This window comes from Methylobacterium platani (genome assembly GCF_001653715.1).
Taxonomy (GTDB): domain Bacteria; phylum Pseudomonadota; class Alphaproteobacteria; order Rhizobiales; family Beijerinckiaceae; genus Methylobacterium; species Methylobacterium platani.
Window position 1 is genome coordinate 1 of the sequence record NZ_LWHQ01000062.1, and the last position, 13,026, is coordinate 13,026.

Annotated in this window: 10 protein-coding genes and 1 rRNA gene; all 11 read left to right on the forward strand. The window is 72.1% G+C overall.

Translation table 11 applies throughout. The annotated features are described in order from the left end of the window. Positions 1–551: 551 nt before the first annotated feature. Positions 552–1,487 carry an ACP S-malonyltransferase gene (gene fabD / locus A5481_RS26715; RefSeq protein ID WP_048437031.1) on the forward strand — a complete coding sequence of 312 codons (936 nt, stop codon included), beginning with the start codon at positions 552–554 and terminating at the stop codon, positions 1,485–1,487. Positions 1,488–1,501: 14 nt separating this feature from the next. Beyond that, positions 1,502–2,239, forward strand: coding sequence for a 3-oxoacyl-[acyl-carrier-protein] reductase (gene fabG / locus A5481_RS26720; RefSeq protein WP_048437032.1), 738 nt, complete (start codon positions 1,502–1,504; stop codon positions 2,237–2,239). 343 nt (positions 2,240–2,582) lie between these two features. Beyond that, entirely contained in the window at positions 2,583–2,819 is a 237-nt protein-coding gene (locus A5481_RS26725; RefSeq protein WP_048430877.1) for an acyl carrier protein, read from the forward strand. 64 nt (positions 2,820–2,883) lie between these two features. Next, the gene (gene fabF, locus A5481_RS26730) at positions 2,884–4,140 is read left to right on the forward strand and encodes a beta-ketoacyl-ACP synthase II (RefSeq protein ID WP_048437033.1); all 1,257 of its coding nucleotides are present in this window, start codon (positions 2,884–2,886) and stop codon (positions 4,138–4,140) included. A 411-nt stretch (positions 4,141–4,551) separates the two neighbouring features. Continuing rightward, positions 4,552–5,940, forward strand: a complete 1,389-nt coding sequence (gene mltG, locus A5481_RS26735) for an endolytic transglycosylase MltG (protein WP_048437034.1) — start codon at positions 4,552–4,554, stop codon at positions 5,938–5,940. A 17-nt stretch (positions 5,941–5,957) separates the two neighbouring features. Next, on the forward strand, positions 5,958–6,833 hold the full coding sequence (locus A5481_RS26740) for a YicC/YloC family endoribonuclease (RefSeq protein WP_048437035.1): 876 nt from the start codon (positions 5,958–5,960) through the stop codon (positions 6,831–6,833). 165 nt (positions 6,834–6,998) lie between these two features. Then, complete coding sequence (gene gmk, locus A5481_RS26745) at positions 6,999–7,679, forward strand: guanylate kinase (RefSeq protein ID WP_048437036.1); 681 nt, start codon at positions 6,999–7,001, stop codon at positions 7,677–7,679. Positions 7,680–7,775: 96 nt separating this feature from the next. Then, positions 7,776–9,167 (forward strand): dihydrolipoyl dehydrogenase, encoded by a 1,392-nt coding sequence (locus tag A5481_RS26750; RefSeq protein ID WP_048437037.1) that lies wholly within the window; start codon positions 7,776–7,778, stop codon positions 9,165–9,167. Positions 9,168–9,298: 131 nt separating this feature from the next. Then, the gene (locus tag A5481_RS26755) at positions 9,299–11,887 is read left to right on the forward strand and encodes a histidine kinase dimerization/phosphoacceptor domain -containing protein (RefSeq protein WP_048437039.1); all 2,589 of its coding nucleotides are present in this window, start codon (positions 9,299–9,301) and stop codon (positions 11,885–11,887) included. Then, a complete protein-coding gene (locus A5481_RS26760) occupies positions 11,884–12,510 on the forward strand; it encodes a biliverdin-producing heme oxygenase (protein ID WP_048437038.1) in 627 nt (208 codons plus the stop codon). Before A5481_RS26755 ends, A5481_RS26760 begins: the two co-directional genes overlap by 4 nt. 343 nt (positions 12,511–12,853) lie before the next feature. Further along, a 16S ribosomal RNA gene (locus tag A5481_RS26765) occupies positions 12,854–13,026 on the forward strand; the annotation flags it as partial.

Sequence of the window (13,026 nt, forward strand, 5' to 3'; positions counted from 1 at the left end):
GCATTCTCTGAATCGCCCTGGGGGTCGGGGAGGCGTGAGGCTTTGCGGGGCCGTCGCGCAAAATGAATGGGGCGGGTCTCTCCTCTCCCCGCGGGCGGGGAGAGGGCGGCCGGGCTCGCCTACGAGGCGTGGGGCGCGAACTCCTCTCCCCGCGGGCGGGGAGAGGGCTGCGTCTCCGGTCAGGAGATGCAGCAAGCGCAGGCGCAGCCGGAGCGGGGGTGCGGGGGTGGTGCCGGAGGAGTCTCATCCGGGGATACCCCTTCACCCCCGCCCTGCGGGCTCGTCGTTTCCCCTGAACGGGGACACGACCCTCTCCCCGCCAGCGGGGAGAGGAGGAGAACCCGCGCCGTGTCCTCGTGCCGAAAGACCCCGCTGACGCGGAGTCCCGCCGGACCGGTGATGTCAGGCCCGCCCGATTCCCTCCGAACGCGACGACGCATTTTTACCGCCCAGCCACGCTTGACTAGCGCCTGCCGCTCTGCGACTGGCGCCGCCCAATCGCTGCGTCCCGCAGCCGCATCGAAGCTCTCAGGGCAGGAAGCACCCCGCACGTGTCGCGCGCCTTCATCTTTCCGGGCCAGGGCAGCCAGGCCGTCGGCATGGGCTCCGCCCTGGCCCAGGACCACGCCGCCGCCCGCGCCGTCTTCGCCGAGGTCGACGAGGCCCTGGGGCAGAACCTGTCCCGCCTGATGTTCGAGGGCCCGGCCGAGGAGCTGACGCTCACCGCCAACGCCCAGCCGGCCCTGATGGCCTCGAGCCTCGCGGTGCTGCGGGTGCTGGAGGCCGAGCGCGGCCTCGACCTCGCCCGGGACGTCGCCTACGTGGCCGGCCACTCGCTCGGCGAGTACAGCGCGCTCGCCGCCGCCGGCAGCCTGTCGCTGGCCGATGCGGCGCGGCTGCTGCGCCTTCGCGGCGAGGCGATGCAGAAGGCGGTGCCGGTGGGCTCCGGCGCCATGGCGGCCCTGCTCGGCCTCGACGTCGAGGCGGCGGCCGAGGTCGCGGCGGAGGCCCGCCAGGGTGACATCTGCGACGTCGCCAACGACAACGGCGCAGGCCAGGTGGTGGTCTCGGGGAACCGCGCGGCGGTCGAACGGGCGGTCGCCCTGGCGCAGGGCCGCGGCGCCAAGCGCGCCGTGATGCTGAACGTCTCCGCGCCGTTCCATTGCAGCCTGATGGCGCCCGCCGCCGAGGCGATGCGCGAGGCGCTCGCCGCCGTCGACCTTCGCCCCGCCGCGGTCCCCGTCATGGCGAACGTGCTCGCCGCGCCGATCGACGAGCCGGCGGCGATCCGGAGCGCCCTCGTCGAGCAGGTCACCGGCACCGTGCGCTGGCGCGAATGCGTCGCCGCGATGGCGGCCGCCGGCGTCGACACCTTCTTCGAGATCGGCACCGGCAAGGTGCTGTCGGGCCTCGTCAAGCGCATCGCGGCGGGGAGCTCGGCGACGCCGGTCGGCACCCCGGCCGAGGTCGCGGCCTTCACGCTCTGAGAAAGACCTCCAGCATGTTCGACCTCAGCGGCCGCAAGGCCCTCGTCACCGGCGCCACCGGCGGCCTCGGCGGCGCCATCGCCCGGGCCCTCCACGCCCAGGGCGCCCACGTGGCGGTCTCCGGCACGCGGCGCGAGGCCCTGGAGGCCCTCGCGGGCGAGCTCGGCGAGCGCGTCCACATCCTCGAGGCCAACCTGTCCGACACCGCGGCGGTCGAGGCCCTGGTGCCGGCGGCGGAAGCCGCGCTCGGCGGGCTCGACGTGCTGGTCAACAATGCCGGCATCACCCGCGACAACCTCTTCCTGCGCATGAAGGACGAGGAGTGGGACAGCGTGATCGCCGTGAACCTGACGGCGGCGTTCCGGCTGTCGCGGGCGGCGGTGAAGGGCATGATGAAGCGCCGCTACGGCCGCATCGTCAATATCGGCTCGGTGGTCGGGGCGACCGGCAATGCCGGGCAGGGCAACTACGCCGCCGCCAAGGCCGGCCTCGTCGGCCTCACCAAGGCGCTCGCCGCCGAGGTGGCGAGCCGCAAGATCACCGTGAACTGCATCGCGCCGGGCTTCATCACCTCGCCGATGACCGACGTGCTGAACGACAAGCAGCGCGAGGGCATCCTGGCGACCGTGCCGATGGGACGCCTCGGCGAGGGCAGCGAGGTCGCGGCGGCCGCGGTCTACCTCGCCTCCGACGAGGCGGCCTACGTCACCGGGCATACCCTGCACGTCAACGGCGGCATGGCGATGTTCTAGGGCCCGTCGCGGGACCTTCCCGCTCCGCGCGGGATCCCCGATGACCTCGCGGGGTCATCGAGGACCACGCGGGGTCATCGAGGACCTCGCGGGGCGTGCCGGACACATTCCCCCGGCGATGGGCACGGTTTCTTAACCGGACGTGAAGCGGCCCTCGCCAGGGCTAAATCCCTGTGTTAAGCACCCGCCGGCCGTGCAAGGGGATTGACGGATCGGCCGTCCGCGGCTTTTCCACGACATGCGCGACCGGTGCTCCCGGCCGCATCACGAACTTCCCCCGGGGCTCCGCCCGCACGCGGCGGCTCCGAACAGTTCCACGAGCAGTAACTTAAGGACCTACACGATGAGCGATATCGCGGACCGGGTGAAGAAGATCGTCGTCGATCACCTGGGCGTCGAGCCCGAGAAGGTGACCCCGAACGCGAACTTCATCGACGATCTGGGCGCCGACAGCCTCGACACCGTCGAGCTGGTGATGGCGTTCGAGGAAGAGTTCAACGTCGAGATCCCGGACGACGCCGCCGAGACGATCCAGACGGTCGGCGACGCGATCAAGTTCCTCGAGAAGAACGCCGGCTGAGCGCCGCGTTCCTCCGCTGAAAAGGTAGAACGCTTCCGTCATGGGATCGGGTCGGGATAACGCGATGCGTCGAGTCGTCGTCACGGGCCTCGGGATGGTGTCGCCGCTGGGCAGCAGCGTCGACGTCACGTGGAGCCGCCTCATCGAGGGGCAAAGCGGTGCCGCCCGCGTCGAGGCCTTCGACGTGTCGGATCTGGCGTGCAAGATCGCCTGCTCGATCCCCCTCGGCGACGGCAGCGACGGCACCTTCAATCCCGACCGGTGGATGGAAGCCAAGGAGCAGCGCAAGGTCGACCCCTTCATCGTCTACGCGATGGCGGCGGCCGGCCAGGCGCTCGACGACGCCGACTGGCACCCGACCTCGCACGAGGATCAGTGCGCCACCGGCGTCCTCATCGGCTCCGGCATCGGCGGCATCGGCGGCATCTACGATGCCTCGGTGACGCTGTTCGAGAAGGGTCCGCGGCGGATCTCGCCGTTCTTCATCCCGGGCCGGATCATCAACCTGGCCTCCGGCCAGGTCTCGATCGCCCACGGCCTGAAGGGCCCGAACCACGCCGTGGTGACGGCCTGCTCCACCGGCGCCCACGCCATCGGCGACGCCGCGCGCCTGGTCGCGCTCGGCGACGCCGACGTGATGCTGGCCGGCGGCGCCGAATCGCCGATCAACCGGCTCTCGCTCGCGGGCTTCGCCGCCTGCCGGGCGCTCTCGACCGGCTTCAACGACGAGCCGCAGCGCGCCTCCCGCCCCTACGACCGCGACCGCGACGGGTTCGTGATGGGCGAGGGCGCCGGCGTGGTGGTGCTCGAGGAGTACGAGCACGCCAAGGCCCGCGGCGCCAAGATCTACGCCGAGGTGATCGGCTACGGGCTCTCGGGCGACGCCTACCACATCACCTCGCCCTCGCCGGACGGCGACGGCGCCTATCGCTGCATGAGCGCGGCGGTGAAGCGCGCCGGGATCGCCCCGTCCGAGATCGACTACATCAATGCCCACGGCACCTCGACCCCGCTCGGCGACGAACTCGAGCTGAAGGCGGTCGAGCGCCTGCTCGGCAACGCCACCGACGTGGCGATGTCCTCGACGAAGTCCGCCACCGGGCACCTGCTCGGCGCCGCCGGCGCGATCGAGGCGATCTTCTCCGTGCTCGCCATCCGCGACGGGGTGGTGCCGCCGACGCTGAACCTCGACAACCCCTCGGTCGAGACCGCGATCGACCTCGTGCCGCACAAGGCACAGAAGCGGAACGTCGACATCGCCCTGTCGAACTCGTTCGGCTTCGGCGGGACCAATGCGTCGCTGATCCTGCGGCGGGTCTGAAAGCCCCGGCTCGTCGCGCCACGACCGGGCCCGACATCCTCCGCGTCGTCCCGGGGCCGCGAAAGCGGAACCCGGGATCCGGAACCGCGGACGGTGGAGGATCAGCCGGGACGCGGCCTTCCCAATCCTGAACGCCGGCTCGTCTGGATTCCCGGCTCCGCTTCCGCGGCCCCGGACTGACGCGGCGGAAAAAGCCGGGGCGGAGCGGCCCTTCAGCCTGGCTCACACCACCCGGTGAAATGCTGCGAAACCCCTCTCGCCCGCGCGGAGGGGTTTTCTCGTCTGTGGCCGGCAGCACGCCTCGGCTCCATTTCGCCATAAAACTTGCTAGGGTCTCGGTCGCTCTCCGCCCCATCGGGCCGGCACGCGCGTCCACGGCCGGCTTCCCGGACGCGCCACGACAGGACCGCCATGTTTCGCAGATCGAAGACGCAGGACCCGGCGCCGAGCGCGCCGGAGCCGGTCAGCCAGCCGAACCGGCTCGCCCCGCGCAGCCCGAGCGAGGCCATCAAGCCGACGGCCGCGCCGCCCCCGCCCGAGAAGCCGGTGCGCGAGCGCGGCGGCCTGCTCTCGGCGGTGAGCGGCTTCCTGACCCTGTTCGTCATCCTGGGGCTCGGCGCGATCCTGGGCCTCGTGGTGCTGGAGCGCCAGACCAACGAGGCCGGCCCGCTCGCCGCCGACAAGGTCGTGGTGGTACCCCGCTCCAGCGTGGGCGAGATGGCGGAGCTGCTCCAGCGCGAGGGCGTGATCGCCCACCCGATGCTGTTCGAGCTGACCGCCCGCTTCGGCCGCAAGGCTGCGCTCAAGGCCGGCGAGTACAACTTCAAGGCCCATGCCAGCATCGACGACGTGGTCGACGTGCTGGTCCAGGGCCGGCCGGTCCAGCACGCCATCACCTTCCCGGAAGGCCTGACGAGCGAGCAGATCGTCGCCCGCCTCAACGACAACGACGTACTCACCGGCGACATCAACGAGACCCCGCCGGAAGGTTCGCTCCTGCCCGACACCTACAAGTTCGAGCGCGGCGATTCCCGCCAGAAGATCCTCAACCTGATGCGCACGAAGCAGCGCGAGGTCCTGAGCCAGATCTGGGCCCGCCGCTCGCCCGACGTGCCGGTGCGCACGCCGCAGGAGATGGTCACCCTCGCCTCGATCGTCGAGAAGGAGACCGGCCGCGCCGACGAGCGGCCGCGGGTCGCCGGGGTGTTCGTCAACCGCCTGCAGAAGCGGATGCGGCTGCAATCCGATCCCACCATCGTGTACGGCCTCGTCGGCGGCCGCGGCACCCTCGGGCGCGGCATCCTGCGCTCGGAGATCGACCGGGTGACGCCCTACAACACCTACGCGATCGAGGGCCTGCCGCCGGGCCCGATCGCCAATCCGGGCCGCGCGGCGCTCGAGGCGGTGGCGAACCCCTCGCGCACCAAGGATCTCTACTTCGTCGCCGACGGCACCGGCGGCCACGTCTTCTCCGAGACCCTGGACGCCCACAACCGCAACGTCGCACGCTGGCGCCAGGTCGAGAAGGCGAAGACCGCGGCCGATCCGGGCTCGACGGTCGGCGTCGACAAGGTCGAGCCGCCGCCGCAGGCCGATCCCACCGCGCTGCCCCCGCGCACCGGCCTGCCCGGTGCGCCCCTGGCCTATGACGGCAGCGACGCGGCCGGGGCGCGCTCGCGCGCCTTCGACGCCTCGGAGGGCACCGCCCGCGATCCCCTGCGCAACAAGACGTTCGACCTGAACTCGCCCAAGACCGTGCCGGTCCTCTCCCAGCCCAAGACCGCGCCCGCGTCGCGCTAACCCCGAGCGCCCATCCGATGTCCATCGCCAGCATGACCGGCTTCGCCCGCGAGGCCGGAACCACCGGGCCCGCCCACTGGGCCTGGGAGTTGAAGAGCGTCAACGGCCGCGGCCTCGAGGTCAGGGTCCGGGTCCCGGCCGGCCTCGACGCCGTCGGCGAGGAGGCCCGCGCCCTGGTGCAGAAGCGCCTCGGTCGCGGCACCTGCCACCTCACCCTGACACTGTCGCGGGCGGACGCCGCGCCGCGGGTGCGCATCAACGAGGCTCTCCTCGCCGCCCTCGCGGAATCCGTCACCCGCGTGCCGATGCCGCTCGGCATCACGCTGCCTTCCGTCGACGGGCTCCTGGGAATTCGCGGCGTCGTCGAGGTCGAGGAGGAGGCCGCCGACGACGAGGTCCTGCGGCGCGACCTCGCCGCGGCGGCCGGACGGCTGGTCGCGGCCCTGGCGGAGGGCCGGCGCGCGGAGGGCCGGGCGCTCCAGGACATCGTCGGCGGCCAGCTCGCCGCGATGGCCGACCTCGTCGAGGCGGCGGAGGCCTGCCCGGCCCGCCGGCCGGAGGCGGTCAAGGCCCGCCTCGCCGCGCAGGTGGCGGCGCTGATGGAGGCGGCAAGCCTCGATCCGGCGCGGCTGCACCAGGAGGCGGTGCTGCTGGCCGCCCGCGCCGACGTGCGCGAGGAGATCGACCGCTTGCGCGCCCACATCGCCGCGGCGCGCGACCTGCTCGCAGCCGGCGGCGCGGTCGGGCGCCGGCTCGACTTCCTGGCCCAGGAGCTCGGCCGCGAGGCCAACACGCTCTGCGCCAAGGCCAACGACGTCTCGCTGTCGCGCATCGGCCTCGACCTCAAGGCGGTGGTCGAGCAGTTCCGCGAGCAGGTCCAGAACGTCGAGTAGCGGGCCTCGGCGGCGATTGTCCCCGTCCCGTCGCGGCTTCCCCGGTTGCGCGCCGGGCGGACGGGCGGCATTGGGGACACTCGAATCGGACGACCGGCCCGCGCCGGTCCGCGCCGCGCCGCCCGGGCCTCCCGGGCAAGGCCGGCCAGAGGGTGATGCAACGCGATGGTGGCGACCGTGGGCTCCGAACTCCTGAACGCACCGGTGGCGCGCCGGGGCCTGGTGCTGATCCTGTCCTCGCCCTCGGGGGCCGGCAAGACAACCCTGACCCGGGCGCTGGCGCAGCGCCCCGAATGGGGCCTCGAGCTCTCCGTCTCGGTCACGACGCGGGCGCGCCGCGCGTCGGAGATCGACGGCCAGCATTACCGCTTCATCGACCGCGACGCCTTCGAGCACCTGCGCGAGCGCGACGACCTGCTCGAATGGGCGGAGGTGCACGGCAACTACTACGGCACGCCCCGCAGCCCGGTGGAGCGGGCGCTGGCCGCCGGCCGCGACATGATCTTCGACATCGACTACCAGGGCACCCGTCAGGTGCGGGGGAAGCTGCGCGACGACGTCGTCACCATCTTCATCCTGCCGCCGAGCATGGCCGAGCTGCGCCGCCGCCTCGAGCGCCGGGCCGAGGATTCCGCCGAGACGATCGAGCGCCGCCTGCTCAACGCCCGCACCGAGATCGAGCGCTGGTCGGAATACGACTACGTGCTGGTCAACGACGACCTCGACCGCTCGTTCAAGACGCTGGAGGCGATCCTCGCCGCCGAGCATCTGCGCCGCGAGCGCCAGGTCGGCCTCGCGGGGTTCGTGGGCGGTCTGCTGGCCGAGGGCGAGCCCTCGCAGGCCTGACGCGCGGGAACGAATCGCCCACGATCGAAGTTGCCGGAACGTCGGATCCGCAACGTCGCCGCTCGTGCTGCGCCGGACAGCCCGAAGGACACAGCGATGCGTGAACTGGCCTGCGACGTGGCGGTCATCGGCGCCGGCACCGCCGGGATCGCGGCGCGGTCCGCGGCCGAGAAGGCCGGGGCCCGTGCCGTCCTGATCGAGCGCGGGCCGGGCGGCACCACCTGCGCCCGGGTCGGCTGCATGCCCTCGAAGCTCCTGATCGAGGCGGGCCGCGCCGCCCACGACGCCCGGGAGACGGAACCCTTCGGCGTGGCCGCCGGCGCGGTCCGGGTCGACGGGGCGGCGGTGATGCGGCGTGTCCGGCGCCTGCGCGACGATTTCGTGGCCTCGGTCTTCGCGGGCCTAGACGCCGTGCCCGAGGAGCTGCGCGTTTCCGGCACCGCGCGCTTCGCCGACACGACCACGCTCCTCGTCGACGACCACACGCGGATCTCGGCCGGCGCGGTGGTGATCGCCACCGGCTCGAGCCCGAGCCTGCCGCCGCCCCTGCGGCCGGTGGCCGACCGCGTCCTGACCACCGACACGCTGTTCGAGATCGAGACCCTGCCCGAATCCCTCGCCGTGCTGGGAGCGGGTGCCGTCGGGCTCGAACTGGCGCAGGCCATGGCCCGCCTCGGCGTGCGGGTGACGCTGATTGATCCGGCCGCCGTCGTCGGCGGTATCCGCGACCCGGAGGTCGCCGCCTGCGCCGCCGCGCTTCTCGGGCCCGGGATCGACCTGCATCTCGGCGCCACCGTCGATGCGGCGGAGCGCGTCGGCGACGAGGTACGGCTGACCTGGCACTTCGAGTCGGGCGGGCAGGGGGGCGGCACCTTCGCTCGCGTGCTCGCCGCCGCCGGCCGGCCGCCGAACCTCTCGGAGCTCGATCTCGCCGCCGCCGGGCTCGCCCTCGACGAGGACGGCCTGCCGGATTTCAACCCGCGCACCCTCCAGTGCGGCACCGCGCCGATCTTCATCGCCGGCGATGCCAACCAGGAGCATCCGGTGCTGCACGAGGCCCAGCGCCAGGGCTGGGTCGCCGGCGGCAACGCCGCGCGCTTTCCCCAGGTCGAGGCGCCGCCGCCCTGGCCGGCCTTCAGCCTCGTCTTCACCGACCCGCAGATCGCCGCGATCGGCCGGGGCTTCGACGCCGAGGCGGCCCGGGACTGGGTCATCGGAGAAACCTCCTTCGCCGATCAGGGCCGCGCCCGGGCGATGGACCGGGCCGCCGGCCTGATCCGGGTCTATGCCGAGCCGGACGGCCGGCTGACCGGGGCGGCGATGATCGGGCCCGGGATCGAGCACCTCGCCCACCTGATGGCGGTCGCCGTGCAGGAGGGGTGGAGCGCCGCGACCTTCCTCGACCGTCCGTTCTATCACCCGACCCTGGAGGAGGGCCTCTCGAGCGCCGTCAAGGCGGTGGCCGAGCGCACGGGCGGCACGCGATGAGAGTGCGCGAGCAGGCCCGTCGGCCTAAGTCCGTTGCGGTTTCGTTCAGAGTCGGAAGTCGTTAAGGTGTGGGTCCCGTTGCCGGTCGCGCCGCCGTCTCGGGCCATCGACCCCGTGGAACAACCGTGACCTTGCCCGACCCGCAGACGGCCCCGACGATCGACCTCGACGCGCTCGCGCCGCGCGACCTCGACGCCTTGCGCCAGGGCGTGATCCAGATCGACGGCAGCGGCGTCATCCACCTCTACAACCGGGCCGAGAGCGCGTTCTCGGGCCGCGCGCCGGAGCGGGTGATCGGCCGCAACTTCTTCACCGACGTCGCGCCCTGCACCCACCTGCCGCATTTCTACGGCCGCTTCCGCGAGGGCGTGCGCCGGGGCCGGCTCGACGATACCTTCTCGTTCGTCTACGGCTTCGATCCGCGGCCGATGCAGGTCCGGATCACCCTGCGCCGGGCCGCGGCCTCCGACCGCTACTGGATCATCACCGAACCGGTCGAGGCCCTGGAACCCGGGCACCGGCGCGAGGCGGTCCAGGCGGCTGTGAGCCAGCGGGCGCGGGCCGAACCCGTCGATCCGAGCCTGTGCGAGCGGGAGCCGATCCACATCCCCGGGGCGATCCAGCCCCACGCCGTCCTGATCGCGGCCGATGTCGACACCCTGTCGGTGGTGGCCTGCAGCGGCAACGCGCGCGACGCCCTCGACCGGGATCCCCTCGGCCTCGACCTCGCGGCCCTGCTCGGCACCGATCTCGCCGACCGGATCCGCGAGACCCTGCAGGGCGACGCCGTCGATCCCGGCCGCACCGTGCGCCGGCGCATCGCGCTGCCCTCCGCCTCCGGCCTGCCGATCGAGGTGGTGGCCCACCGCAACGGCGAGCGCATCATCGTCGAGCTCGAACCGGCCCCGGCCCATCCTGAGGATTTCCGCTCGGCGAGCCAGCTCGACACCGAGCTCGCCATCGGCCGCCTGCGCGGTGCCGGGACGCTGGAGGACGCCGCCGCGGTGGCGGCCCGCGAGACCCGCGCACTGACCGGGTTCGACTGCATCCTGGTCTACCGCTTCGACGCGGACTGGAACGGCGCCGCGATCGCCGAGGACAAGGATCCGGCCTGGACCCGCAGCCTGCTCGGCCTGCACTTTCCCGCCTCCGACATCCCGGCCCAGGCGCGCGCCCTCTACACCCGCTCGAAGAGCCGGTTCGTCATCGACCGCGACTACGTTCCGGTACCCCTGGTGGCGACGCCGGCCACCGCCAACGCGCCGGTCGACCTCACCTTCGCGCAGGCCCGCAGCCTGTCGCCGATCCATCTCGAGTACCAGCGCAACCTCGGCGTGAACGGGTCGATGTCGATCTCGATCCTGGTCGAAGGCCGGCTCTGGGGCCTGATGATCGGCCATCACCGCCGGCCGCACTACGTCGCGCCGGAGACCCGCGCCGCCGCCACCGTGCTGGCGGACGCCTTCGCGATGCGGGTCTACGAACTCGAGAGCCGGCGGCTGTGGCAGGAGCAGCAGGCCCACCTCGCCCTCGAGAGCGAGCTGGTGCGCGAGCTTGCCCGCTCCGACGATTTCGTGAGCGCGCTGACCGAGAACCGCCACACCCTGCTCGACCTGTTCGACGCCCACGGCGCCGCCACCGTCTCGAACGACACCGTGCGGAGCCTCGGCCAGACCCCGCCGGCGGACGCCGTCCTGGCGATCGCCACCTGGCTGCGCGCGACGCTGCCGCCGGAGCGCGCGAGCTACGCCACGGCCGAATTCGCCGCCGTGCACCCGCCGAGCGCGCCCTACGCCGCCTGCGCCAGCGGCCTCCTCGCGGTCTTCGTCGATTCCGAGCGCCGTCACCTGCTGCTGTGGTTCCGGCCGGAAGTGCCGAGCACGGTCACCTGGGGCGGCGATCCGCGCAAGCCCGTCCTCGCCGGCGCCGGGCCGGTCGCAGTGCTGCCGCGGCGCTCGTTCGAGCGCTGGGTCGAGGAGCGCCGCGGCGTCTCCGAGCCGTTCGCCCCCTGGCAGGTCGGGATTGCCGAGGCCCTGGCCCAGGCGGTCGAGGGCGTCGTCCTGCGCCAGCAGCGCAAGATCGCGGAGCTCACCGGGCTCCTCGCCGACAAGGAGCGCCTGCTCGCCCAGAAGGACCTGCTCACCCGCGAGATCGACCACCGGGTCAAGAACTCGCTGCAGATCGTCTCGGCCTTCCTGCAGATGCAGCGCCGCCAGGTCTCAGACCCGGCCTCGCGGGCGGCCTTCGCCGAGACGGCGGCCCGGGTGATGAGCGTCGCCCGGGTGCATGACAGCCTCTACCAGGCCGAGAGCGTCGAGGAGGTCGATCTCGGCCAGACGATCGAGAATCTCTGCGTTGACCTCGCCGGCATGGCGGGGGAGGGGCATGCCGTCGACCTCGACGCCGAGCCGGGCCTGATGGTGCCCTACCGCAAGGCGGTGGCGCTCTCCCTGATCGCGACCGAGCTGATCACCAACGCCTTCAAGTACGCCTATGCCGAGGCGGGCGGGCGCGTCGCCGTGCGCGTCACCAGCAAGGCCGAGGGGCGGGTGAGCCTGTCGGTCTGCGACCACGGCAAGGGCCTGCCGACCGGCTGGCCCGACGCCCCGGCCCGCGGTACCGGCCTCGGCATGAAGCTGATCCGGGCGATGCTGGACCAGATCAACGCGCAGCTCGAGGTCGAGAACCGGCCCGGCGCCTGCTTCACGGTCACCGCGTGAGCGATCGCCACGGGGACATCCTCGAGCGCCTGCGGGCGGAGACCCGGGCCGCACACGACGCCATCGAGCGCGATCTCGCCTGGGAGAGCCGCGTCGCCACGCGCGACGGCTACGGGGCGCTGCTCGGCCGCTTCCGCGGCTTCCACGCCGTGATCGAGCCCGCCCTGGCGGACGCCCTGGACGACGAGGCGTTCCTGACACCCCGGCGGCGGCTCGCCCATCTCGACGCCGACCTGCACGCCCTCGGCTACGACGCCGCGGCGATCGACGCGCTGCCGCTCGCTCCGCCCGTGGCGCCCCTCGATCGCGCCGGAGCCTTCGGTGCCCTCTACGTGCTCGAAGGCTCGACGCTCGGGGGGCAGGTGATCGCCAAGCATATCGGCCGGCAGCTCGGGCTGACGGCGGAGAACGGCTGCCGCTACTATGCCGGTCACGGCCGCGACACCGGCACGATGTGGAAGGCGTTCCGCCTGCGGCTCGACGACGAGGCACGGAACGGCGACGCAGATACGATCGTCGCCGCGGCGATCCGGACCTTCGATGTCCTGCGGTGCTGGCTCTGCGACGCTCCCGTGCCGGGGAAGGGAAGGGTGCCTGTCGCAAAAGTTTCGCATCGGGGTTGACGGGTCGGGGAGCCGGCCGTATATCCCACCCCATCGACGCCGGCCGCGACAGCGGCCCGGGCGCTGAGCCATCTTCGAGACAGTCCGGGCCGGCGAGCCTGACCTTGGTCAGGCGCTCGTCCCGTTGTCGCCGATGATACCCCGGTTCCGACCGGACCGCTCTTTGACAAGTACATCTGAGAAAGAGAAGCGTGGACGGCGTCGTCCCTGCGGATCCGGGTTTCGGCCTGGATCGTGAGTAGGATGATGCTGATCCGACGTTTCGGTGCTCACACGATCAGGCGGAAACGCCGATCGGTTGTGTGCTTCCGTTTTATGTTGTGATCAGCTTTGATCAGCTCTTCAACTTGAGAGTTTGATCCTGGCTCAGAGCGAACGCTGGCGGCAGGCTTAACACATGCAAGTCGAGCGGGCATCCTCGTGGTGTCAGCGGCAGACGGGTGAGTAACACGTGGGAACGTGCCCTTCGGTTCGGAATAACTCAGGGAAACTTGAGCTAATACCGGATACGCCCTT

Excerpts from the sequence above, each read along its gene's own strand:
- fabG (WP_048437032.1), top strand. The coding sequence starts at position 1,502 with ATGTTCGACCTCAGCGGCCGCAAGGCCCTCGTCACCGGCGCCACCGGC.
- A5481_RS26725 (WP_048430877.1), top strand. The coding sequence starts at position 2,583 with ATGAGCGATATCGCGGACCGGGTGAAGAAGATCGTCGTCGATCACCTG.
- fabF (WP_048437033.1), top strand. The coding sequence starts at position 2,884 with ATGCGTCGAGTCGTCGTCACGGGCCTCGGGATGGTGTCGCCGCTGGGC.
- mltG (WP_048437034.1), top strand. The coding sequence starts at position 4,552 with ATGTTTCGCAGATCGAAGACGCAGGACCCGGCGCCGAGCGCGCCGGAG.
- A5481_RS26740 (WP_048437035.1), top strand. The coding sequence starts at position 5,958 with ATGTCCATCGCCAGCATGACCGGCTTCGCCCGCGAGGCCGGAACCACC.
- gmk (WP_048437036.1), top strand. The coding sequence starts at position 6,999 with ATGGTGGCGACCGTGGGCTCCGAACTCCTGAACGCACCGGTGGCGCGC.
- A5481_RS26750 (WP_048437037.1), top strand. The coding sequence starts at position 7,776 with ATGCGTGAACTGGCCTGCGACGTGGCGGTCATCGGCGCCGGCACCGCC.